Annotated in this window: 23 protein-coding genes; 11 read left to right on the top strand and 12 right to left on the bottom strand. The window is 69.5% G+C overall.

Annotation, left to right across the window (positions count from 1 at the left end):
• Positions 1-28 precede the first annotated feature (28 nt).
• A complete protein-coding gene (locus tag MXD64_RS15230; RefSeq protein WP_263136732.1) occupies positions 29-478 on the top strand; it encodes a TIGR02611 family protein in 450 nt (149 codons plus the stop codon).
• Between the two features lie 134 nt (positions 479-612).
• On the opposite strand, the gene MXD64_RS15225 is transcribed toward MXD64_RS15230, so the two are convergent.
• Entirely contained in the window at positions 613-1,866 is a 1,254-nt protein-coding gene (locus MXD64_RS15225; protein ID WP_042540827.1) for an MFS transporter, read from the bottom strand.
• A gap of 103 nt (positions 1,867-1,969) precedes the next feature.
• On the opposite strand from MXD64_RS15225, the gene MXD64_RS15220 reads away from it, so the two are divergent.
• Positions 1,970-2,335 carry an ArsR/SmtB family transcription factor gene (locus tag MXD64_RS15220; protein ID WP_017886913.1) on the top strand — a complete coding sequence of 122 codons (366 nt, stop codon included), beginning with the start codon at positions 1,970-1,972 and terminating at the stop codon, positions 2,333-2,335.
• Complete coding sequence (locus MXD64_RS15215; protein ID WP_262159282.1) at positions 2,332-3,945, top strand: DUF7059 domain-containing protein; 1,614 nt, start codon at positions 2,332-2,334, stop codon at positions 3,943-3,945. The genes MXD64_RS15220 and MXD64_RS15215 overlap by 4 nt, the downstream gene beginning before the upstream one ends.
• Positions 3,946-3,948: 3 nt before the next feature.
• Here the strand turns inward: MXD64_RS15215 and MXD64_RS15210 are convergent, their stop codons facing one another.
• Entirely contained in the window at positions 3,949-4,812 is an 864-nt protein-coding gene (locus tag MXD64_RS15210) for an NAD-dependent epimerase/dehydratase family protein (RefSeq protein ID WP_031259567.1), read from the bottom strand.
• Positions 4,813-4,926: 114 nt separating this feature from the next.
• Positions 4,927-5,517 (bottom strand): TetR/AcrR family transcriptional regulator, encoded by a 591-nt coding sequence (locus tag MXD64_RS15205; protein WP_263136731.1) that lies wholly within the window; start codon positions 5,515-5,517, stop codon positions 4,927-4,929.
• A 176-nt stretch (positions 5,518-5,693) separates the two neighbouring features.
• On the opposite strand from MXD64_RS15205, the gene MXD64_RS15200 reads away from it, so the two are divergent.
• Positions 5,694-8,174 carry a glycoside hydrolase family 3 protein gene (locus MXD64_RS15200; RefSeq protein ID WP_194590819.1) on the top strand — a complete coding sequence of 827 codons (2,481 nt, stop codon included), beginning with the start codon at positions 5,694-5,696 and terminating at the stop codon, positions 8,172-8,174.
• A gap of 548 nt (positions 8,175-8,722) precedes the next feature.
• Here MXD64_RS15200 and MXD64_RS15195 read toward each other — a convergent pair.
• On the bottom strand, positions 8,723-9,736 hold the full coding sequence (locus tag MXD64_RS15195; protein WP_017886908.1) for an LLM class flavin-dependent oxidoreductase: 1,014 nt from the start codon (positions 9,734-9,736) through the stop codon (positions 8,723-8,725).
• 182 nt (positions 9,737-9,918) lie between these two features.
• Between MXD64_RS15195 and MXD64_RS15190 the strand changes: the two genes are divergently transcribed.
• Both MXD64_RS15190 and MXD64_RS15185 read left to right on the top strand, forming a co-directional pair.
• Complete coding sequence (locus MXD64_RS15190; protein ID WP_042540825.1) at positions 9,919-12,489, top strand: DEAD/DEAH box helicase; 2,571 nt, start codon at positions 9,919-9,921, stop codon at positions 12,487-12,489.
• Positions 12,490-12,553: 64 nt separating this feature from the next.
• Positions 12,554-12,805 (top strand): DUF6458 family protein, encoded by a 252-nt coding sequence (locus MXD64_RS15185; protein ID WP_017886906.1) that lies wholly within the window; start codon positions 12,554-12,556, stop codon positions 12,803-12,805.
• 7 nt (positions 12,806-12,812) lie between these two features.
• On the opposite strand, the gene MXD64_RS15180 is transcribed toward MXD64_RS15185, so the two are convergent.
• The 5 genes from MXD64_RS15180 to MXD64_RS15160 all read right to left on the bottom strand — a co-directional run bounded on the left by MXD64_RS15180 (position 12,813) and on the right by MXD64_RS15160 (position 15,824).
• Positions 12,813-13,217, bottom strand: coding sequence for a PIN domain-containing protein (locus MXD64_RS15180; protein WP_263136730.1), 405 nt, complete (start codon positions 13,215-13,217; stop codon positions 12,813-12,815).
• Complete coding sequence (locus MXD64_RS15175; protein ID WP_259553210.1) at positions 13,217-13,411, bottom strand: type II toxin-antitoxin system VapB family antitoxin; 195 nt, start codon at positions 13,409-13,411, stop codon at positions 13,217-13,219. Before MXD64_RS15175 ends, MXD64_RS15180 begins: the two co-directional genes overlap by 1 nt.
• A 64-nt stretch (positions 13,412-13,475) precedes the next feature.
• Positions 13,476-13,997, bottom strand: coding sequence for a ribonuclease H family protein (locus tag MXD64_RS15170; RefSeq protein WP_017886904.1), 522 nt, complete (start codon positions 13,995-13,997; stop codon positions 13,476-13,478).
• Between the two features lie 94 nt (positions 13,998-14,091).
• Positions 14,092-14,922, bottom strand: coding sequence for a hypothetical protein (locus MXD64_RS15165; RefSeq protein ID WP_259494213.1), 831 nt, complete (start codon positions 14,920-14,922; stop codon positions 14,092-14,094).
• A 71-nt stretch (positions 14,923-14,993) separates the two neighbouring features.
• Complete coding sequence (locus tag MXD64_RS15160) at positions 14,994-15,824, bottom strand: hypothetical protein (RefSeq protein WP_263136729.1); 831 nt, start codon at positions 15,822-15,824, stop codon at positions 14,994-14,996.
• A 118-nt stretch (positions 15,825-15,942) separates the two neighbouring features.
• Here MXD64_RS15160 and MXD64_RS15155 point away from each other — a divergent pair, with 118 nt between their 5' ends.
• Entirely contained in the window at positions 15,943-16,281 is a 339-nt protein-coding gene (locus tag MXD64_RS15155) for a hypothetical protein (protein ID WP_017886901.1), read from the top strand.
• Between the two features lie 6 nt (positions 16,282-16,287).
• Here the strand turns inward: MXD64_RS15155 and MXD64_RS15150 are convergent, their stop codons facing one another.
• From MXD64_RS15150 to MXD64_RS15140, 3 genes are all read right to left on the bottom strand, one after another.
• Positions 16,288-16,854 carry a hypothetical protein gene (locus MXD64_RS15150; protein ID WP_017886900.1) on the bottom strand — a complete coding sequence of 189 codons (567 nt, stop codon included), beginning with the start codon at positions 16,852-16,854 and terminating at the stop codon, positions 16,288-16,290.
• Between the two features lie 55 nt (positions 16,855-16,909).
• Complete coding sequence (locus MXD64_RS15145; protein ID WP_263136728.1) at positions 16,910-17,728, bottom strand: aldo/keto reductase; 819 nt, start codon at positions 17,726-17,728, stop codon at positions 16,910-16,912.
• A 188-nt stretch (positions 17,729-17,916) separates the two neighbouring features.
• Positions 17,917-19,122 carry an MFS transporter gene (locus tag MXD64_RS15140; RefSeq protein ID WP_031259562.1) on the bottom strand — a complete coding sequence of 402 codons (1,206 nt, stop codon included), beginning with the start codon at positions 19,120-19,122 and terminating at the stop codon, positions 17,917-17,919.
• Positions 19,123-19,477: 355 nt separating this feature from the next.
• Between MXD64_RS15140 and nrdH the strand changes: the two genes are divergently transcribed.
• From nrdH to nrdF, 4 genes are all read left to right on the top strand, one after another.
• Complete coding sequence (gene nrdH / locus MXD64_RS15135; protein ID WP_017886897.1) at positions 19,478-19,711, top strand: glutaredoxin-like protein NrdH; 234 nt, start codon at positions 19,478-19,480, stop codon at positions 19,709-19,711.
• A 111-nt stretch (positions 19,712-19,822) separates the two neighbouring features.
• Positions 19,823-20,239, top strand: coding sequence for a class Ib ribonucleoside-diphosphate reductase assembly flavoprotein NrdI (gene nrdI, locus MXD64_RS15130; RefSeq protein ID WP_031259561.1), 417 nt, complete (start codon positions 19,823-19,825; stop codon positions 20,237-20,239).
• Between the two features lie 17 nt (positions 20,240-20,256).
• Positions 20,257-22,362: a class 1b ribonucleoside-diphosphate reductase subunit alpha gene (gene nrdE / locus MXD64_RS15125; RefSeq protein ID WP_017886895.1), complete on the top strand. Its 2,106-nt coding sequence runs from the start codon at positions 20,257-20,259 to the stop codon at positions 22,360-22,362.
• A gap of 90 nt (positions 22,363-22,452) precedes the next feature.
• Positions 22,453-23,427, top strand: a complete 975-nt coding sequence (gene nrdF / locus MXD64_RS15120) for a class 1b ribonucleoside-diphosphate reductase subunit beta (protein ID WP_017886894.1) — start codon at positions 22,453-22,455, stop codon at positions 23,425-23,427.
• Positions 23,428-23,514: the final 87 nt, after the last annotated feature.

Here is a 23,514-nt window from a genome sequence, read left to right as displayed (position 1 = left end):
TCCCAGCCGCGCGCCCTACGTTTTCGGCATGGACGGCGACCCGAACGACCGACCCGGCGACGCCCGGGCCGATGGTGCGGCCCGACAGCGCTTCCAGTGGTTCCACCGCCTGCGCGCCTGGATCCACGAGCGGCCGCACGTGCACCTGTTCTACAAGGTGCTGGTCGGTCTGGTCGGCGGGCTGGTCGTCATCATCGGGCTGATCCTGGTGCCGCTGCCGGGCCCGGGGTGGCTCGTGGTGTTCATCGGTCTCACCGTGCTGGCGAGCGAGTTCCACTTCTTCCACAAGATCATCACGTGGCTCAAGGCGCAGCTGCACCGCTTCTGGGACTGGGCCAAGCGGCACGGGCCGAAGCGTCTGCGCGATGCGGCCGACCGGGGCAAGGCCGAGGTCGATGCTGCGCACACCGGAGCGGCGCGGACCGTCGGGGTCCGTGCGCGCGCTCGCGGGGCGAACTCGGCACACCCGGGCCACTAGTCGGGCCGTCGCAGTCGGCACCGTGCGGTGCTGTTCACCGCGTGCGAGGTTGACGCCTCCGTGCGGCGCTGCAGGCTCGCACCGAGCGATCAACCTCGCACCGAATGGGCAGCGCCGCACCGTGCCGGGCGCGCCTACTCGGCCGCGACCCGCACCGAACCGGTGGCGGTGCGCTCGATGACCTCGGCAGCGCGCTCCTCGACCTCGGCGGCGTCCTTCGACGACAGCTGCAGCACGAGGGCGACGACCGCGGCGAGCACGATGAAGCCGCCGTACCCAGCGATGACCGGGACGAGGCCGACCGACGGCTCGAGCAGGCCTCCGATGACCGAGGGCACCCCGAACGCCAGGTAACTGACGACGTAGATCGTGGAGAGCAGTCCGGCGCGGTGGGTCGGTGCAGCGGTGGCGAGCAGCATCCGCAGCGGTGCCTGGAACCCGGCGCCGAAGCCGACACCGGCGACGGCGCTGCCGACGACCATGCCCGGCAGGGAGTGCGCGAACACGAACGACACGGTGATGATCGGGCCGAGCACGAGCGCCACGAGCCCGAGCAGGACCGCACGTCGGGTGTCCATCCGCTGGATCGCCAGGCCGGTCAGGGCGCCGACACCGGTGACGACCGCGATGAGCGCACCGGCGGCGAAGTGGTTCGTGATGCCGAACACCGCGCCGAGTGCCGAGGGGACGAGCGACAGGAACATGCCGCCCAGCGCCCAACTGGCCACGAGCGATCCGGCGACGCCGCGGAACAACCGACGCGATGACCGCGGCACGCTGATCGTCGGGCGCAGGGAGCGGAGTGCTCCTGGGCGACGCTCCACCTGCTCGGGGACGACGGACAGCGCGAGGACGAGCAGCACGAGGAGCGCGCCGAACAGCAGGTAGACGAGCTGCTCCGGCGCCGGACCCCACTGCACCAGGGCGCCGCTCGACAGCGCGCCGGTGGCCAGGGCGATCGGCGGGATGACACCGTTCAACACACCCGCCATGGTCGGGTGGCGTTCGAGGGAGTTGTCGATGAGGGCCGCGCCGAGTGCACCGATGAGCAGTCCGACCGAGACGCCCTGCACGATCCGGTCCACGATGAGCGCGACGACCCCGTCCGCCGCCGCGAACAGGCCGAGCGACAGTGCGACGCCCAGCCCGCCGACGACGAGCACGGGCTTCCGGCCGACGTGGTCGGACAAGCGCCCCGCGATGAGCAGGCTCGCCAGCAGGCCGGCGACGTAGATGGCGAAGACCCCGGTGAGCATGAGCGGCGTGAGGTGCCACTCGGCGGCGTAGACCGGGTAGATCGGCGACGGGACGGCCGACGAGGCGACCGAGACCAGGAGCATCGCCGCCAGGATCCAGAACCCGGCGACCGAACGAGCTGACTGGTGCATGCGCACCCCTTTCCATCTCCGTGCAGTACGACTGCATTCGTACCGCACTCGAACAGTACGACGCAAGTCGTACAGCAAGCCGAACGGTGGTAGCGTCCCGTCCATGCCCGCGCACGTCGATGCTCCCGAACGGTTGCCGCAGCCGTCCGTGGCCGAGATGGACCTCCCCGTCGTCATGGACGCCCTGAGCGACCCGATCCGGCTCGCGATCCTGCACCGCTACCTGGTCGACGCGGCCGGCGGCGAGCGCAGCTGTGGGTGGGTCGGCATCGACCGGCCGAAGTCCACGCTGACCCACCACTTCCGGGTCCTGCGCGAGGCCGGGTTGCTCGAGCAGCACCTGGAGGGCCTGACCCGCGTCAGCCGTGTCCGGGTGGCGGACGTGCAGCAGCGGTTCCCCGGGCTCCTCGACCTGGTGCTCGACTGGCAGGTCCCATCGGCCCTGCTCCGCGAGGGGCTCGCCTCGTGAGCGGCGAGCCCGACGCCGCCCCGAGCCCGACCGTGCACACGCTGCCGTCGATCGTCGCAGACCCCGCCGTCGCCACGGCGCTCGCCGCGGACCTGACGGCCGCCGGCTTCACCGTCGACCGGCTCGACTCCCTGTGGGGCGCCGAGGCCGCCGCATCGCTGCACCGCGGTTCGCGGGTCGCTGCGCTCCGTGCGCTCGCCGCCCGCGAGACCACGCCGCTCAGCACCCTGGCGACGCTGTTCGTGCTCGGGCTGCCGGTGGCGCGCGCTGAGGCAGCCGCGGCGTTCCCGACCGCCGGGCTCGACGCCGTCATCGCATCGGGTCTGCTGCGCAGCGAAGGCGAAGGCGAAGGCGACGGCGAAGGCGACGGCGGCGCCCCGCTCGTCCACCCCACCGTCGACCTGCGCCCCTACGCCTTCGTCGACGACCTCGGCGCCGGCAGCTGGTGGATCGTCTCCGACCTGGGCGAGCTCGCCCTCGGACACGAGATCAGCGAGGAACACGTCCTCGGCATCGGCGGCGCCACCACGACGCTGAGCGGCCTGCAGGTGCCCGTGCCGGTCGAGCGGGTGCTCGACCTGGGCACCGGCTGCGGGATCCAGGCCATGCACGCGCGGCGGTTCGCTGACCACGTGGTCGCCACCGACATCTCGCGCCGTGCCCTCGACATCGCCCGCTTCAACGCGCAGTTGAACGGCATCGACGGCATCGACTTCCGGTTCGGTTCACTGTTCGAGCCGGTCGCGGGGGAGCGCTTCGACCGGATCGTCTCGAACCCGCCCTTCGTCATCACGCCTCGTCGCGAAGGCGTCCCGTCCTACGAGTACCGCGACGGCGGCATGGTCGGTGACGCCCTGGTCGAGACGGTGCTCCGGGGCCTCGGGGACCACCTGGAGCCCGGTGGCACCGCACAGCTCCTCGGCAACTGGGAGTACCACTGGGGCGTCGACGGCCTGGACCGCGTGCGCGCCTGGTTCGCCGACACCGGCCTCGACGTGTGGGTGATCGAGCGCGAACGGCAGGACCCGACGTCCTACGCCGAGACCTGGATCCGCGACGGCGGCACCAAGCCCGGCACGGACGGGTTCGACACCCTGATGGGCGCGTGGCTCGACGACTTCGCGGATCGCCGCGTCACCGGCGTCGGCTTCGGTTACGTCGTGGTGCGTCGACCCCTGCCGGGAGGCCCGTCCGGCCTCCGCCGGTTCGAGCGCGTCCCCGAGACGCTCGGCTCCAACCCCGCGGGTCTGGGGGCGACGGTCGCCCGCGTCCTCGACGCGGCCGCCTGGCTCGCCGCCCACGACGACGCCGCGCTCGCGGCCGCCCACCTGGCGGTGGCCGGTGACGTCACCGAGGAGCGGTACTACTGGCCGGGCAACGACGACCCCACCGTGATGACGCTGGTGCAGGGCGGCGGGCTCGGGCGCCGGGTGGACGCGGACACCGCACTCGCGGCGTTCGTGGGTGCGTGCGACGGTGACCTGTCCGTCGCGGCGATCATCGGCGCACTCGCGCAGATCACCGGCGTGGACGAGCAGGCCCTGGCCGCCGACCTGCTGCCGGCGGCGCGTGACCTGGTGCTCGACGGGCTGCTCGTCCCCGCCGCCTGACGATCAGGCGCGGTGGTCGCGCCAGCTGTGCTCGGGCGTGTAGCCGAGGAGTTCGCGGGCCTTCTCCGACGACAGCAGCGAGCTGACGCCGTCGATGTCCGCACGGCGCTCGATGTCCGGCACGAAACGCTCGACGAGTTCGATCGTCGGGGTGTCCATCACCGTGTCGGGGCTCGCGATGACGAACGCCTCGAACCCGGTGAGGTCCGCCTCGAGCGCACGGCGGACGGCCTGGGCCCCGTCGCGCGAGTCGATGTACGACCACAGGTTGAACGTCTTCGCCTCGGGGGTGGCGTCCCACGGGAACGCCGGGTAGTCGGTCTCGTCCATCACGTTCGAGAAGCGCAGCCCGATCATCTTCAGCTCCGGGTCCCAGCGCGTGAAGTGGCGGGCCATCTCCTCCTCGACCGCCTTGCCGAGCGAGTACGACGACTGCGGGCGGACGGCGAACTCCTCGTCGACCGGCAGGTAGGGCGGCAGGTGTTCGCCCATCGGGATGCCGAGCAGGGTCTCGCTCGACGCCCACACGACGTTCTTGATCTTGGCGGCACGGGCGGCGTGGAAGACGTTGATGGACGAGGTCACGTTGTTGGTGATCAGGGCCACGTCGGGCACCTGTCCCGGGGCCGGCACCGCCGCGAGGTGCACGACGGCGTCGACGTGGTCGTACCGGTCGTCGATGCCGAGCAGGGCGTTCAGGACCTGGCCGTGGTCGGTCAGGTCGATCCGCACGAACGGGACACGCTCGGGCTTGTCGGGCGAGGGGACACGGTCGAGCAGGACCACGTCGTACCCGTGCGCATCGAGGTCGCGCACCACCGCTCGTCCGAGCTTGCCGCTGCCACCGGTCACCACTACACGCGTCATCGCGTCACTCCACATCGTCGTCGGAACACACCCTGGCGGGCACCGACCATCCTGCCCCGCCTGCCCTGACACGACCAGGCCCTGTCCGTACCCCACTGCCGGGGCGGGGGTCTGTCAGGCGGTGGGGGCGACCTGGGCGATCGCCAGACGGGCGACGAGCTCGACGTGCTCGGCCATGTCGCGTGTGGGGTCGAAGAGCCACTGGATCTGCATGCCGTCGGACACCGCGAGCAGCACGCTCGTGAGCTCGTCGGGGTCGATGTCGGTCCGCAGCCGTCCGTCCTGCTGCATGGTGCGGAAGTCGGCGGACAGCACGCGGCGGCTGCGTTCGTAGCGCTCGCGGAAGTGCTCGTGCGCCGGGTGCTCGGCGTCGGTGGCGGCCGCGGCGGACAGGTTGACGAACATCTGCACCAGCCCCGGGACCTCGGCGTTGTGCCGCACGATCGCCGCGAGCAGGGCCGCCGGGTCCGCGGCCTGCCAGTCGTGTGCCAGGTCGAGCTCGTCGCGGCGGCGGAGGATCTCCACCCAGAGCTCGTCCTTCGAGTCGAAGTAGTGCAGCAGGCCGGCCTGGGTCAGTCCCACGGCGTCGGCGATGTCCTTGATGCTCGTCCGCCGGAAGCCCTGCGACGCCACGAGGTCCAGCGCGACCGTGAGGATCTCCTCGCGCTTCGCGATGCCCTTTGCGTACGAACCCCGTCGTGCCATGGCCAGACTGTACCGCCCACGGGAGACCCCAGAAAACCAACCAGCGGTCGGTTTTGGGTGGTACGGTGCAGGAGCTGCCAGCGCGGGCGGCGAACCCGGTGGATGGTGGGTGTGGGCGACGAGGCCCCGGCCGTCCAGGCGGCGCCCCGCGGCCCTGAACGAGAGGACCGACCACCGTGACCACCGTGAACGACGCGAGCACCGCCTCCAGTCCGTCGACGCCGCTGACCGAGCGCATCGATGCGCTCCTCGGCCAGTTGACCACCGACGAGAAGGTGCAGCTGCTCACCGGACGTGACTTCTGGACCACCTGGCCCGTCGAGAAGATCGGGCTGCGCCGGATCCTGATGTCGGACGGGCCGTCCGGCGTGCGCGGCGAGGTGTGGGACGAGCGTGACCCGTCCCTGAACCTGCCGTCGGCGACCGCGCTGAGCGCCTCGTGGGACCGCGCGATCGCGAAGCGCTACGGCGCCGCCGCTGCCGTCGAGGCCCGTCGCAAGGGCGTCGACGTCGTGCTCGGCCCGACCATCAACCTGCACCGGTCCCCGCTGGGGGGCCGGCACTTCGAGGCGTTCAGCGAGGACCCCGTGCTCACGGGCGACCTGGCCGCGTCGTACGTCGACGGTGTGCAGGAGAACGGTGTCGCCGCCACCCCGAAGCACTACATCGCGAACGACTACGAGACCGACCGCTTCACCGCGTCGACCGAGGTGTCCGACCGCGCGCTGCGTGAGCTGTACCTGCTGGCGTTCGAGAAGGCCGTGACCGAGGCGCACGCCTGGGCGGTCATGTCGTCGTACAACGCGATCAACGGCGTGACGGCATCGGAGAACGATCTGCTCGAGACCCCGCTCAACTCGGAGTGGGGCTTCGACGGCATCGTCGTGTCCGACTGGACCGGAGTGCGTTCGGTGGACTCCGCGAAGGCGTCGCAGGACGTCGCGATGCCCGGGCCGAACCCGTGGTGGAGCGAGGGGCCGCTGCTCGCCGCCGTGCAGTCCGGCGAGGTGCCGATGGCAGCGATCGACCGCAAGGTCCGCCGGATCCTGACCCTGGCCGCCCGCGTCGGCGCGCTCGAGGGCTTCGAACCCGTCGCCGCGTCGCCCGTGCACGTCGAGGACGGCATCGCGTTCGTCCGCGAGGCCGAGGCCGAGGGCACCGTCCTGGTCCGCAACACCGGTGTCCTGCCGCTCGACGCCCCCGCCGTGTCGCGCATCGCGGTGATCGGCCACAACGCCGACCAGGCCCGCACGCAGGGCGGTGGCTCGGCCACGGTCGTGCCGTCGCAGGTCGTGTCGCCGCTGGACGGCATCCGTTCGGCGTTCCCCGGCGCGAGCGTGGACTACGCGATCGGCGCCGTCGTGCAGGAGGGCATCGCGGAGTTCCCGCTGTCCACCATCACGAACCCCGGCACCGGTGAGCCCGGAGCGCGGGTCGCCTTCGTCAAGGACGGCGAGGAGCTGTTCGTCGAGGACCGCCGCGCGACGGCACTGTTCTGGTTCGGCGGTGACGCGCCGACGCGCGAAGCCGACCGGCTCGACATCACCACCACCTACACCGCCGAGTCGACGGGGACCGTGCGGTTCGGCATCGGCGCGGCCGGACGATCACGCATGTGGATCGACGGCGAGCTGCTGCTCGACGAGGACGTGCCGTACGAGGGCGACCAGCTCGGCGCCGCGTTCCTGAACCCGCCGGCGCGGTCGGTGCCCGTGTCGGTGACCACCGGCCAGCAGGTCGCGATCCGGATCGAGTACGACGTCATCCAGGACGAGACGCTCGGCGGGGTGCTGGCGTACCAGTTCGGTACCGAGCCCTCCGACGACGACCCCGCCGTGCTGATCGACGCAGCGGTCGAGGCCGCTCGTGGTGCGGACGTCGCCGTCGTCGTGGTCGGGACGAACTCCAAGGTCGAGTCCGAGGGCTACGACCGCTCCTCGCTGGCGCTGCCCGGTCACCAGGACGACCTGGTGCGCGCGGTCGCCGCCGTGAACCCGAACACGGTCGTCGTCGTGAACGCCGGTTCGCCGGTCGAGATGCCGTGGCGGAACGACGTCGCCGCGGTGCTGCTGACCTGGTTCGGCGGGCAGGAGTACGGCAACGCCCTGGCCGACGTGCTGACGGGGCGGCAGGAGCCCGGTGGACGCCTGCCCACCACGTGGCCGGTCGCGATGGCCGATGTCCCCGTGCTCGACGTCACCCCGGTGGACGGCAAGGTCTCCTACGACGAGGGCGTCCACGTCGGGTACCGGGCCTGGCTGCGGGCCGGCACCGAGCCGGCCTACCCGTTCGGGCACGGCCTCGGCTACACCACGTGGTCGATCGACGGGGTCTCCGCGACGCCGACCGTGCGCGAGGGCGACGCCGTCATCGTCACGGCGACCGTCGCGAACACGGGCGACCGCGCCGGCAAGCACGTCGTGCAGGTCTACGCGTCCCGTGCGGAGTCGGCGGTCGACCGCCCGGTTCGCTGGCTGGTCGGGTTCGCCCCGGTCCGGCTCGGTGCGGGGGAGTCGACGGAGGTCTCGATCGAGGTCCCGGCACGCGCCTTCGCCCACTGGGACGGTTCGTGGCAGTACGAGTCGGGGACGTTCACGCTGCACGTCGGTGCCTCCGTCGTCGACGACGCCGGAACCGCGTCCCTCGAACTGGAGTGACGAAGTCGTCCGGTTTCCGCGCAGCTCCCGACTCTGTTCAGTAACATCGTTGTGCGCGAGTCGGCTGGTTACCGTCCGCGCACGCACCGACTACGGGGTCGCTGGGTGAGCGATTCGGCCTCCTGATCCGGCCGTTGTCGCCCTGGCTTCCCCGGTGCGTCCCAGAATGCGTCCCCGCGTCCGCGCGGGGGCGCATTCGTCGTTCCGGGTCGGAGCCGCATCGGTGCTCCGTGCCGGAACCTCGTTCCGTGGACCGTCCCGGACTCGGTGCGCACCGGTGAACCGGTTGCCGGACTTCGTGCCGGTTCGCAAAAACGAGTGACACTTGGTCAACTTCTTTGCTCCAGGGACGCAGATCGGTGTGACAAACCGGTCGGTAGGTGGAACGATGGGGGCACCATCTCGTGCGGATCAGGGACGAGATGGTCATCCGGCCGGGCTCTCGGGCTTCACCAACTCGATCAGAGCCCCGCCGGATGCCCTCGACTCTCGGTGGCGGCAGGGCCGCAGGCGATCAGGCTCCAGGCGTCTGCCCGCGTCGCTGGCCCTCAGGCCCGCAGCGCCGGAGCGACCTCCTCGGCCACGATGCGCAGGATCCGCTCGTGTGCCGCACGGTCGCCGTTCGCCGGCAGGGTGATGACGAGCTCATCGGTGGCGGTGACCGCCGGGTCGGCGAGCAGGGCGTCGACGATGGCCGCCGGTTCGCCGGACACGACCTTGCTGAAGCGGAACGGCGGCGTGCCCGACAGCGGTCGGCCCTCGTCGTCCATCCCGGACGCGTACCCGGTCAGGAACTCCTGGTGCACGGCGCGGTCGTGGTCGTCGAGGAGCGGCACCACGATCCGGCCCACGGCGACCTTGGACTCGCGGTGCGGGTGCAACTCGGCGAACCGCTCGCGGTAGGCGGCGATCTGGTCGGCCTGCGCCTCGGCGAACGGCGCACCCGTGTCCTCGGTGTTCAGGGTCGAGCAGTGCAGCAGCAGCCCCTTCTCGGCCGTGCGCACCGCCGTGCCCATGCTGCCGCCACCCCACCACACGCGGTCGCGCAGGCCCGGGCTGAGCGGCTGCAGGGTCAGGTCGGCCCCGGCGGGGATGCTCTCGTAGCCCTTGCCGGCACTGCCCAGGGGCTCGCCCTGCAGGACCTCGAGCAGCCGTGCTGCGCGGGCCTCGGCCTCGTCGCGGAAGCTGCGGTCGACCGTGCCGAACACCGGGTCGAGGATCGGCCCGTACCCGGCGATGCCCGTGCTGATGCCGAGCTGCACACGGCCGCCGCTGAGCAGGTCGACCGTGCTGGCATCCTCGGCCAAGCGCACCGGGTCCTCGTAGCGCATGCCGAGCACGGCGGTGCCGAACGCGATGGTGCTGGTGCGCTGCGCGGCGGCCGCGAAGAAGGTCATCGGGCTCGTCAGGTACGGCTCGAAGTGCCGTCCACGCACCCAACCTGTGCCGTAGCCGAGGGACTCGGCGGTCTCGAACAGGCGCAGGCCGTCCTCCAGGGCGCCGGCGGCGCCGTCGGTGCCGCCGTGGTTCGGGACGAAGGAGAGGAAGCCGAGTTCGCGCATGGCGCGAGTCTATGCGCACGTATTGAAATGCGCCTGAGTCGGCGACGGGGCGGACGGGAGGCCCGTGGCGAGCTGGCACCGCGCCTCTCCCCACCGGCACGGCCGGTCCGCCGCTGGCGCGTCGCCCCGGGACCGGCGGCGTGGGCCCAGTCCGTCATGGCCGCACCTGGGAGGATGGGCGCATGACCGACGTCACCGCCCTGCCCCCGCTCGTCGCCGCGATCCCGGCGGCGGTGGACGGCGTCGTCGACCCCGACGAGGTCTACGAGGCCTTCGCGGCCTGGGCCGCCGAGGGCGGCCGGCCCCTGTACCCGGCGCAGGACGAAGCGGTCATCGAGCTCGTCTCCGGCGCGAACGTCGTGCTGAGCACGCCGACCGGCACCGGGAAGTCGCTCGTCGCGGCCGGCGCGCACTTCGCCGCGCTCGCCGAGGGCAAGCGGAGCTACTACACGGCACCCATCAAGGCGCTGGTGTCCGAGAAGTTCTTCCAGCTCGTCGAGCTGTTCGGTGCGCAGAACGTCGGCATGGTCACCGGCGACTCGAGCGTCAACGCCGACGCACCCATCGTCTGCTGCACCGCCGAGATCCTGGCGAACCTGGCGCTGCGGCAGGGACCGGACGCCGACGTCGACGTCGTCGTGATGGACGAGTTCCACTTCTACGGCGACCCCGACCGCGGCTGGGCGTGGCAGGTACCGCTGCTCGTGCTCGAGCGTGCGCAGTTCCTGCTCATGTCGGCGACCCTCGGCGACGTCACCACCATCGCCGACGACCTGTCCCGCCGGACCGGCCGGCCCACCGCCCGCGTGACCGGTGTCTCGCGACCCGTGCCGCTCGAGTACCAGTACGTGATGACGCCCGTGCAGGAGACGGTGGAGCGGCTGCTCGAGGAAGGCAAGGCGCCGATCTACATCGTGCACTTCGCCCAGGCTGCCGCACTCGAACGGGCGCAGTCGCTGATGTCGGCGAAGGTCGCCTCGCGCGAACGCCGCGACCAGATCGCCGACGCCATCGCCGGCTTCCGCTTCAGCGCCGGGTTCGGGCAGACCCTGTCGCGCCTGATCCGGGCGGGCATCGGCGTGCACCACGCCGGCATGCTGCCGAAGTACCGACGACTCGTCGAGCAGCTCGCCCAGCGCGGCCTGCTGCCCGTCATCTGCGGCACCGACACCCTGGGCGTCGGGATCAACGTGCCGATCCGCTCCGTGCTGTTCACCGGACTGACGAAGTTCGACGGCACCAAGATGCGCCAGCTGTCCGCACGCGAGTTCCACCAGATCGCCGGCCGCGCCGGACGCGCCGGGTACGACACCGAGGGTGACGTCGTCGCCGAGGCCCCCGAGCACGACATCGAGAACGCCCGCGCCGTCGCCAAGGCCGGCGACGACCCGAAGAAGAAGAACAAGATCAAGCGGAAGAAGGCGCCCGAGGGCTTCGTGTCATGGGGGCAGGCGTCCTTCGAACGGCTGATCGCGGCCGAGCCCGAGCCGATGGCATCGCGCATGCGGATCACGCACGCGATGGTGCTGTCCGTCGTCGCCCGTGGCGGGGACGCCTTCGCCGACGTCCGGTCGCTGGTCTACGACAACCACGAACCGCGCTCCCGGCAGCTCGCCATGGCCCGGCGGGCACTCGTCATCGCCCGGACCCTCATCAACGCACGGGTGATCGAGAAGGTCGACGGCGCCTACCGCCTGACCGTCGACATCGCACCGAACTTCGCGCTCAACCAGCCGCTGTCGCCGTTCGCGCTCGCCGCGTTCGAGTTGCTCGACCCTTCTTCTCCCACTTATGCACTGGACATGGTCTCGGTCGTCGAGGCAACCCTCGACGACCCGCGGGCGATCCTGTCGCAGCAGCAGTTCAAGGAGCGTGGCGAGGCCGTCGCCCGCATGAAGCAGGAGGGGATCGAGTACGAGGAGCGGATGGAGCTGCTCGAGGAGGTCACCTGGCCGAAGCCGCTCGACGAACTGCTGACCGCCGCCTACGAGGCCTACGCCGCCGAACAGCCCTGGGTGCTCGACTTCCAGCTGTCCCCGAAGGCCGTCGTCCGCGACATGTACGAACGCGCGATGACCTTCGGCGACTTCGTGCGCTTCTACCAGCTCACCCGCTCCGAGGGGCTCGTGCTCCGCTACCTGTCCGACGCGTACCGGACCATGCGGCAGACCATCGCCGAGGAACAGCGGACCCAGGAGCTCGACGACCTGATCGAGTGGCTCGGCGAGGTCGTGCGGCAGACCGACTCCTCACTCGTCGACGAGTGGGAGGCGCTGCTCAACGGCGACGTCCTGCTGGCCTCCGAGGAACACGAGGAGATCGCGCCGCCGCAGCCCGCACGGCTCACCGGCAATCCCAGGGCGTTCCGGGTGCTCGTGCGCAACGCCCTGTTCCAGCGGGTGCTGCTCGCCGCGGCCGACGACATCGACGGGCTCGGGGAGCTCGACGCGACCGCCGGGTTCGACCGGTCGGCGTGGGACACCGTGCTCGAGGAGTACTACGAGGAGCACGACAGCATCGGCACGGACGCCGACGCACGGTCCATGCAGTACCTGGTGCTCGACGAGAGCGGTGCCACGGCATCACCGCGGGTCTGGAAGGCACGGCAGATCTTCTCCGACCCCGAGGGCGACAAGGACTTCGGGTTCTCGGCGACGATCGACCTGGACGCCTCGGACGAGGTCGGCGAGGCCGTCGTGCGGGTCACCGAGATCGGTCGGTTCGACGGGTGGGCCGAAGTCGACGTCGACTGATCCGCGCGGGGGTTGTCGGACGTGTACCGTCTGCCGCACCACCCCCACCCGAGAGGACTGCGTCATGCGCATCGGATCCAGCATCGCCCTGATCGTCATCGGCGCGATCGTCGCCTTCGCGCTGAACATCCAGCTCGCCGGCGTCGACCTGCGCCTGATCGGCTACATCCTGATGGCAGCCGGTGTCGTGCTGCTCATCATCAGCCTCGCCGTGGCCTTCGGTGGTCGCCGCACCACGACCACCACGCGCTCGGGCGTCGACCCGGCGTCGGGGGAGCAGATCACGCAGCAGGAGCGGCGCGACGGGACCTACTGACCCGCAGTCAGCGCTCCGGCAGGTACTCGTGCCGGAAATCGGCGACTGCGTCGGCGATGTGGTCGTAGTCGCGGTCCGAGCTGAGGACGGTGGCCCCGTTGCGCACGGCGTAGGCAGCGATGTGGACGTCGATCGGTCCGGCTCCGCGGACGTGGCCGTTGTTCCAGAGGGCGTTATGGATGCTCGTGACATCCTGGATGTCCGGGTGTTCTGAAGCCTCGAGGAAGGCGTCCATGTCGTCGCGGTACCCCTGGTGGTCGGGTCCGGTGCGTGCTGCATGGCAGTGCTCGAGGACCGGCGGCGGGCAGGTCATGATCAGGTCCTGCGTCGCGATCTCGCGAAGCCGCTGTGCGATGCCCGCTGAACGGTGTGCCTTCCACCAGACGGAGTTGTCGACGATGTACGTCGCCATCAGGGATGCAGCTCGTCGGCCGCAGAAGGGTCGGCGCTGAAGTCTCGCGCGATGATGCGTTCGACGGCGGCGGGCTGTCGCCGCACCGCGATGAGGGTTTCGAGTGCTCTCTGCACGACCTCGCGGTTGGAGCGGGCGCCGGTCAGCTGCTTCGCATCATCGAGCACGCGTGGATCAAGATCGATCGTCGTCACTGCCAAGCCGATCACCTCCGTTATACAGGGGAGTACATAACCGGGCGGGCTGCTGGCGGAAGGGTCAGAAGAGGGTCGCGGGCGGGGTGGCGTCGGGCAGCGCGGACGGCTCGGGGACCTCGACGTTGGGCCAGCCAGGACCGTGCGGCACGTCGGTGCCGTTCTGGAACGCGGTGGCAGCACCACGGGCACGGACGTCGGCAGCTTCGTTCATCTCGTGACCGACGTGGCCGCGGACCCACTCGAACGTGACCTTGCGACCCTGCAGTTCCGCGTCGAGTTCCTTGATGATCTCGACGTTGAGGACCGGCTTGCCGTCGGCCTTCCGCCAGCCCTTGCGCTTCCAGCCGGCGAGCCACTCGGTGCAGGCCTTGATGGCGTACTGGCTGTCGCACAGGATGTGCAGCGGCTCGCCGGTGTCCTTCGTGGCACGGAGCAGCTGCAGCACGGCGGTGAGCTCGCCGATGTTGTTCGTCGCGCGGGGCCAGCCGCCGGCCGCCCACCGGTCGTCGTCGACGTACCAGGCCCAGCCGGCGGGGCCGGGGTTGCCGAGGGCTGAGCCGTCTGCGGCGGCGACGATCGTCACGATGGGACCTCCTGGTGGTGCCGAGTGCTCGCGAGTGCTGGTCAACCGTAACCGACCGTACGGACGGGCTCCGTCCGGCGGGGCGGCGACCGGATCAGCGCGCTGCGGGATCCAGGTTGAGATCGGTGTCCGTGATGAGCTGGTCGTCCGCGCCGGTCTGCAGCGACGGGTTCAGCCAGCGGAGTTGCGCGACGGTGATGCCCAAGCGCTCAGCGACCGTCACCTGCGCGTCGTCGCTCGACACCTGGTACGACACCGGCACGCCGTCACGTTCGTGCACCCAACCGTTCGCCCCGGGCCGCGATGCGCCCACGTCGACCTGCAGGTCCGGGTACGGGTCGGGGATCGTCCAGTGCAACGGAGCGATTGCGAGCACGGAGCCGATGCCGGTGCGTCCGGAATCGTCCCCGTCATCAGACGGCGCCGGCACGAGCGCGACGCTGTGCAGGAAGTCCGGAGTGGGGCCGGCGTCTGACAGCCCGACCGAGTCCGGAGCGCCGGTCTCCGGGTCCCAGATGACGACTCCGGCACGGTACCCGCTGGCGTCGCCGGCACCGTCAGCGTCACCTCCGCGGAAGTCCAAGCTCATCCACTGCGGGTTCGTCGTGCGGTAGCCGGACAACTCGGCGTCGAAGGTGCCGCTCTCGTTCGCGACGACCCGCACGTGGATCCGGGTGTCACCGCTCGCCGAGACGACATCGGTCTCGGCGGCGACCGTGCCGGCCGCCAAGACCTGCGGTGTGCTGACCTGCTGTGCGGCGGAGGTCGGGTCGGCTCCCGGGCTCCGGCTCGTCCCGTCGAGTGATGCCTGACGCGTCGGCGTCGGGATCGCTTCGTCGCCGCCGAACGCCGTGCACCCGGCGAGCAGCAGCCCCACCAGTGCCGAGCCGATCACCGCGGTCGTCGCGGTCCGTGTTCGTCGCATCGTTCCCCCTCGTCCGCAGCGCGGCCCCTGCGTCGGCTCGCGCTGGTCCATGTCGTTCGTCTCCCGCAGGCTCAGCGGCGAGCGGGATCGATGTTGAGCGTGCTGCCCTCGAGCAGCCAGTCGTCGTCACGTGGCTCCATGAGGGGGTTCATCCACTGCACCTGCTCCGGCGTGATGCCGAACCGCTCCGCGACGGTCGAGAGCTCGTCACCGTGCGCGACCAGGTAGTTCGCCGGTCGGCCGTCGACGTCGGTGACGATGCCGTAGGCGCCCGGTCGGTCCTTACCGACGGTGACGCGGAGGTCGGGATACGGGTTCGGGATCTTCCACGTGAGGTCGGCGGCGGCGAGCACGGACCCCGCCCACGGGCGCGACGACGAATCCTCGTCGGCCGTCGTCGCCGGCACGAGGACGACACTGCGCAGGTAGTCGGGGCGTGGCCCGGCCTGACCCATCGTGAACGAGGCCGGAGGAGCAACCGCGGCGTCCCACTCGACCGTTTCGCGCACCGAGCCGTCCGCGCCGTCGAGCGGCTTCGCGGGCCGGTGCCGGAACTCCAGTCGCATGGGCTGCGGGTTGGTCGTCCGGTACCCGGAGAGCTGGGCGTCGAAGGTGCCGCGGTCGTTCGCGACGACGCGGACGTGGATGCTCGTGTCACCGCTCGGCGAGACGACGTCGGTCTCGGCCGCCACGGTGCCGGTGGGCAGCGCCTGCTCGGGCTCGGGCTCGACCGGATCGGTGTCGCGCGTCGGACCCGGCGCGGGCTCCGCGGTGCGCTCGCCCGCCTGACGCGTCGGTGTCGGGATCGCGTCGTCGCCGCCGAACGCCGTGCACCCGGCGAGCAGCAGCCCCACCAGTGCCGAGCCGATCACCGCGGTCGTCGCGGTCCGTGTTCGTCCCATCGTTCCCCCTCGTCGGCAGCGTAGCGGGGGCCAGGGATGTCATCGAGTGCGGGGAGCGGACCGAGCCAGACTCGTTACACGGGGCCGAGGACTAGCGTCCGCTGCAGGAGGAAACACCATGAGCGACAGCATCCCGAAGGCCCCCGGCCCCGAGCCGTCCGACGACCGAGCACGCAACGATGCGCTCCGCGACGCGGCGCACAGCGACGACGTCGACGGGGTCAGCGGCCGCGAGCAGCGGGCGGCGGACACGTCGTACAGCCCGTCGAGTGAGCGCGAGATGGACGCGTCCCAGACGAAGCAGCGTGACGACGACGACCTGCGTGAGGACGGCATCGACCCGTCCAAGGTCATCGCGGCCCCCGGGACCGGCGGCGCGGACGACGCCGGCGACGTGGAGCCCGAACCGGGCGACCTGCACCTGCCGTGGCAGTCAGAGGAGGACCGCCGGGGCTGATCCGGGCTACCGGGTCGCGAGCTCGAGTGCGCGCACGAGTTCCTCGCCGTCGCGGACGTCCCAGAACGCCACGAGCTGCGGACCGAAGAATCCATCGAGTCCGGTGTTCGCGTAGATCTGCGTCTGCAGACCGCGGGTCACGCCAGCGAACGGACCGAACTGCTCCTGCCACTCGACCGTGCAGTGCCGTCGGTCGGCCGACCAGCGCGTCGTGCGGTCCGATCGGCCCACCGGGACGTCGCGGGTCCCACGCGCCGTGATGACCAGGGCGCGGCGGTCGGTCACGGCGTAGACCGTCGTCCGCTTCCGGTGGAGCTTCACGAGGAACCGGCCGAACAGCAAGTGGAGGCCGAGGACGAGGAAGAGCGGGAAGATGACGAGCTCTGGCCCGATCTGACCGTCTCGGAGGACGCTGACGGTGCCGAAGCCGACGAATCCGCACCAGAGCAGCGAGAACGGAATGAGGAAGCCGTCGCGGCCCGAGAAGAGCTTGGCCGGGTCACTGGTGCCCGCCCAGTACAGGTGCTCATCGGGACGCAGATGTTCACGGGCGGCCTGTTGAGGATCGATCACCCCTCGACAGTACGACCTTGCCCTCGCCGTGGCTGACCGGTGCGTACCCCGCCCGCTACGACACCGTGTCCGGGTGGGAGCCCGTCCGCTGGCCGGACTCGAGTGTCGCGATCGCCGCGAGCTCGTCGTCGGTCAGCTCGAACCCGTCCACGTCGAGGTTCGACCGGATCCGCGAGGGCGTGACCGACTTCGGCAGCACCACCACGCCCTGCTGGACGTTCCACCGCACGAGCACCTGCGCCACGCTCACGCCGTGCGCGTCCGCGATGCCGGTCAGCACCGGCTCGTCGATCAGGCGCCCGCGGCCGAGCGGGGACCACGCCCCGGTGACGATGTCGTGCTGCTCGTGGAACGCGATGAGCTCGCGCTGCGGCAGCCAGGGGTGCCGTTCGACCTGGTTCAGCGCCGGTACCTCGCCGGTCTCGTCGATGAGTCGCTGCAGGTGCGGCACCTGGAAGTTCGAGACGCCGATGCTCCGAGCCCGCGCCGACTCGCGCAGTTCCACCAGCGCCCGCCAGGTCTCGACGTAGCGGTCGTTCGCGGCGGCCGGCCAGTGGATCAGGTAGAGGTCGACGGCGTCGAGCCCCAGTCGCTCGAGGCTTCCGTCGAACGCCCGCAGGGTCGCGTCGCGCCCCTGGTGGTCGTTCCACACCTTGGTCGTCACGAAGACATCGTCACGGTCCAGCCCGGAGGCCCGGATCGCCTTGCCGACGCCGGTCTCGTTGCCGTACATCTCGGCGGTGTCGACGTGCCGGTAGCCGGCGTCCAGCGCAAGGCCGACCGCCGTCTCGGCCTGTGCGTCGTCGACCTTGTAGACGCCGAAGCCGATCGCGGGGATCGAGCGGCCGTCGCGCAGGGGAACTGAGGTGACCATGCACCCATCCTGCCGGTGCCTGGCGGGCGCGCGCCGGGCCTCCAGGCAATCTGTGGAGAACGCGACCCGTACGCCGGGCGCACGTTCCTTCCCATACCGGCGGCGATGGCGAGTGGAAACGGGCGTACCTGCTCAGAACTTCCGACCGGGTACGCCCGATTCGACCAGGTACGCCCGAAAGCGTCCGCTCAGGTCGGCAGGTGCACCGGCTCGGTGTCGGGGAGCGGGCTGGCGTCGCGGCCGCGCAGGTCGGGCAGCCAGCTCCGCATCGCCAGGGGGAGCAGCACGCCCAGGCCGGCCATCACGGCGCCGACGGTGAAGCCGCCGACGGGGCCGCTGCCGTCGATCAGGAAGCCGGCGATCGCCGAACCGCCGGCGGCACCGATCAGCTGGCCGGTGCCCATCCAGCCGTAGGCCTCGGCGGTGTCGGAGAACTTGACGGTGGCGGAGACCGAACCGAACATCACGGCGAGGGCCGGCGCGATGCCCACACCCGCGATGACCAGGGCGAGGCACAGCCACCAGAAGCCCGTGCCGCCGAGGGCCAGGGTGAGGCCGACGAACACGACGGCCATGCGCGTCCACAGGGTGTTGCGGGAGATCGGGCGGTGGCCGAACGCCAGGCCACCGGCGAGCGAGCCGACCGCGAACACCGCGAGGACGATGCCGGCGTTCGGGCTGCCCTCGCCGAAGACGCTGGTGACGCTCGCCTCGACCGCGGCGCACGCCCCGATCAGGAGCAGGCCGGTCAGGGTGGCGACGACGACCGCTGGACGCTTCAGCACGACACCGAACGCGCGCTTGGAACGGGGGATGCGGACGCGTCCGAGCTCGGGGGAGGCGATGAACCACGTGCCGCCGACGACCAGGAACACCATCGCGACGACGATCGCCTCGACCGTGCCGACCTGGGTCGCGACGAAGGTGGTGATGACCGGGCCGGCGACCCAGATGAGCTCCTGCGCGCTGGCGTCGAGGGAGAAGAGCGGTGTGAGCTGCGCCGACGTCACCATCTTCGGGTAGATGGTGCGCACCGCCGGCTGCACGGGCGGGACCGCCAGCCCGCCGAGGAACCCGACCACCACGTAGCCCCAGAGCGGCATGACCACGAACGCGATCACCACCATGCTGACCAGCGCGACGATGCTCGTCAGGATGAGGACGGGGCGCATGCCCCAGCTGCCCATCCAGCGGCTCGTCAGCGGCCCGGCCAGCGCCTGCCCGACACTCGTCGTCGCGAGCACCAGACCGGCGGCGCCGTAGGAGTGGAACACGTGCTCGACGTGCAGCAGGTAGGCCAGCGACAGCATGCCGAACGGGAACCGTGCGGTGAGCTGTGCGGCGATGACACGACCCACGCCAGGGGTCTTCAGGAGGGGCCCGTACGTACTCACGAGACGAGTGTACGGACCGGCCGGATCGGGGTGTCCCCCGTCCTGGGGAGGGGGCCTTCGCGACACGCCGATGGGCTGATTCCACATCTGTGGATCGGGACTGTCCCCCGGTGTGGGGAAGTGTCGGTGGCCGGCCGCAGACTGGCGGAAACTCGGGCCTCCCGGGAATCCACAGACTGTGGAGGGCGTTGTGGAGAACTACACGGCTGTAACACTCCCTCTTGTGGTCGGTGCTGCGGCTAGCCACTAGATGTAGTGTGGAGACATCGCAGCGGCCCCTCCCGGACACGACTGCGGACAGACATCAGCACCACCTCCACAGCACAGCAGAAACCAGTAGGAACCAGGGGAGAACATGGCCGTCACCGTCTACACCAAGCCGTCCTGCGTCCAGTGCACCGCGACGTACCGGGCCCTCGACAACAAGGGCATCGAGTACGAAGTGCACGACGTGTCCACGGACGAAGCAGCGCTCGAGCACGTCAAGAGCCTGGGCTACATGCAGGCCCCCGTCGTCGTCACGGACGACGACCACTGGTCGGGCTTCCGCCCCGACAAGATCGCGACCCTCAGCGCCGAACTGGCGTAGTCGTCCTGCGGGCCCCGAAGGGGCCCGCGGGCAGGGCATCTCGGGAGGCGCGACTCGCCGCTCCTGGCCCGCCCGGTCCGCCTGTCCGCACCTTTCCACGAGGAGCGCACCATGAGCCGATTGGTCTACTTCTCGAGCGTGTCCGGGTACACCGCACGCTTCGTCGAGAAGCTCGGCCGCGATGCGGACCGGATCCCGATCTACCCGAGCGAACCGTTCCTGCACGTGGACGAGCCCTACGTCCTGGTGCTGCCCACCTACGGTGGCGGCAACGGCGACGGGGCAGTGCCCAAGCAGGTCATCAAGTTCCTCAACGACGCCCACAACCGCTCGCTCATCCGCGGCGTGGTGGTGGGTGGCAACACGAACTTCGGCGAGGCGTACGGCCTCGCAGGGGACGTCATCGCACAGAAGTGCAACGTCCCCCTTCTCTACAGATTCGAACTCTTCGGGACCCCTGACGACGTGTCGGCGGTCAACTCAGGATTGGATGCATTTTGGACGCAGCAGTTGCAGACGTCGATCTGACGTCGCCGCAGACGGGGATGGACTACCACTCCCTCAACGCGATGCTCAACCTCTACGACGCGGACGGGAACATCCAGTTCGACAAGGATCGTGAGGCCGCCAAGCAGTTCTTCCTGCAGCACGTCAACCAGAACACCGTCTTCTTCCACAACCTGAAGGAGCGGCTCGACTACCTGGTCGAGAACGAGTACTACGAACAAGCCACGATCGACATGTACTCGCTGGACTTCATCCAGCGACTCAACGACCTGGCGTACTCGAAGAAGTTCCGGTTCCAGACGTTCCTCGGCGCGTTCAAGTACTACACGAGCTACACGCTCAAGACGTTCGACGGCAAGCGGTACCTGGAGCGCTTCGAGGACCGCGTCGTCATGACCGCCCTCGGCCTGGCCCAGGGCAACGAGCAGCTCGCCATCGACCTGGTCGAAGAGATCGTCGCCGGCCGCTTCCAGCCCGCGACCCCCACGTTCCTCAACACGGCGAAGGCACAGCGCGGCGAGCTCGTCTCCTGCTTCCTGCTCCGCATCGAGGACAACATGGAGTCGATCTCGCGCGGCATCAACTCCTCGCTGCAGCTCTCGAAGCGCGGCGGCGGCGTGGCCCTGCTCCTCTCCAACATCCGCGAGGCCGGCGCCCCGATCAAGCAGATCGAGAACCAGTCCTCGGGCATCATCCCCGTGATGAAGCTGCTGGAAGACTCCTTCTCCTACGCGAACCAGCTCGGTGCGCGTCAGGGTGCCGGCGCGGTCTACCTCAGCGCCCACCACCCGGACATCATGAAGTTCCTCGACACCAAGCGCGAGAACGCCGACGAGAAGATCCGCATCAAGACGCTGTCCCTGGGCGTCGTCGTGCCGGACATCACGTTCGAGCTCGCGAAGAACAACGAGGACATGTACCTGTTCTCGCCGTACGACGTCGAGAAGGTCTACGGCGTCCCGTTCGGCGACGTCCCGATCTCCGAGAACTACCGCGCGATGGTCGACGACTCGCGCATCAAGAAGACGAAGATCAAGGCGCGTGACTTCTTCACGACCATCGCTGAGATCCAGTTCGAGTCGGGCTACCCGTACATCGTGTTCGAGGACACGGTGAACAAGGCCAACCCGATCAAGGGTCGGATCAACATGTCCAACCTGTGCTCGGAGATCCTGCAGGTCAACACCCCGACGACCTTCAACGAGGACCTGTCCTACAAGGAGATCGGTAAGGACATCTCCTGCAATCTCGGCTCGCTGAACATCGCGCTGACGATGGACTCGCCCGACTTCGGCAAGACCATCGAGACCGCCATCCGCGGCCTGACCTCGGTCTCGCAGATGTCGCACATCACCTCGGTGCGTTCCGTCGAGGACGGCAACGACAAGTCGCACGCCATCGGCCTCGGCCAGATGAACCTGCACGGTTACCTCGCTCGTGAGCGCGTCTACTACGGCTCCGAAGAGGGCATCGACTTCACGAACATCTACTTCTACACGGTGCTGTTCCACGCCCTTCGTGCGTCGAACAAGATCGCGATCGAGACCGGCGAGACCTTCGACGGCTTCCGCGACTCGAAGTACGCGTCGGGTGAGTTCTTCGACAAGTACACCGACCAGACGTGGACCCCCGCGACGGCGCGCGTTGCCTCGCTGTTCGACAACGCGAACATCACGATCCCGACGCAGGACGACTGGAAGGCGCTGAAGGCGTCCATCCAGGAGCACGGCATCTACAACCAGAACCTGCAGGCCGTCCCGCCGACCGGTTCGATCTCGTACATCAACCACTCGACGTCGTCGATCCACCCGATCGCGTCGAAGATCGAGATCCGCAAGGAAGGCAAGCTCGGCCGCGTCTACTACCCGGCGCCGTTCATGACGAACGACAACCTGGACTACTACCAGGACGCGTACGAGATCGGTGCCGAGAAGATCATCGACACGTACGCCGCGGCGACGCAGCACGTGGACCAGGGCCTGTCCCTGACGCTGTTCTTCAAGGACACCGCCACCACGCGTGACATCAACAAGGCGCAGATCTACGCATGGCGCAAGGGCATCAAGACGATCTACTACATCCGTCTCCGCCAGCTCGCGCTGGAGGGCACGGAGGTCGAGGGCTGCGTCAGCTGCATGCTGTAGAGCTGCCGCTCTGCTCCCTGGAGGCGCGGTGCCAACCCGCACCGCGCCTCCAGTCCGTCACTTAGTCACCATCTCTGTAAGGAACACACGTTGGTCGAGAAGCTGAAGCTCATTGATCGGGTCCAGGCCATCAACTGGAACCGCATCCAGGACGACAAGGACGTCGAGGTCTGGAACCGTCTCGTCAACAACTTCTGGCTGCCCGAGAAGGTGCCGCTGTCGAACGACGTGCAGTCGTGGAACACGCTGACGCCGGCCGAGCAGACCCTGACCATGCGCGTGTTCACCGGTCTGACCCTGCTCGACACCATCCAGGGCACCGTCGGCGCCGTGTCGCTCATCCCCGACGCGATCACCCCGCACGAGGAAGCCGTCTACACGAACATCGCGTTCATGGAGTCGGTGCACGCCAAGTCCTACTCGTCGATCTTCTCGACCCTCGCGTCGACGCGTGAGATCGACGAGGCCTTCCGCTGGTCCGAGGAGAACCCGAACCTGCAGAAGAAGGCGTCCATCGTGATGGACTACTACCAGGGCGACAACCCGCTGAAGCGCAAGGTCGCCTCGACGCTGCTCGAGTCGTTCCTGTTCTACTCGGGCTTCTACCTGCCGATGCACTGGTCGTCGCGCGCCAAGCTCACGAACACCGCCGACCTGATCCGCCTGATCATCCGTGACGAAGCCGTCCACGGGTACTACATCGGGTACAAGTACCAGAAGGGCCTCGAAACCCTCACGCAGGCCGAGCGCGACGAGCTCAAGGACTACACGTTCTCGCTGCTGTTCGAGATGTACGAGAACGAGGTGCAGTACACGCAGGACCTCTACGACGAGGTCGGTCTGACCGAGGACGTCAAGAAGTTCCTGCACTACAACGCCAACAAGGCGCTGATGAACCTGGGCTACGAGCCGATGTTCCCGAAGAACATCACGGACGTGAACCCGGCCATCCTGTCCGCCCTGTCGCCGAACGCGGACGAGAACCACGACTTCTTCTCGGGGTCCGGCTCGTCGTACGTCATCGGCAAGGCCGTGAACACCGAGGACGAGGACTGGGACTTCTGATCCTGGACTGACTCGACGGGGACGCCCCGCTGGCTTCGGCCGGCGGGGCGTCCTTCGTTCACCGGCCCCGCCGCCCGAGAGGCTTGC

It is taken from the genome of Curtobacterium sp. Arg-1 (genome assembly GCF_025643395.1).
GTDB classification, from domain to species: Bacteria; Actinomycetota; Actinomycetes; order Actinomycetales; family Microbacteriaceae; genus Curtobacterium; species Curtobacterium poinsettiae.
Note: the sequence above shows the minus strand (reverse complement) of the source record. Positions and strands in the feature narration are given on the sequence as shown.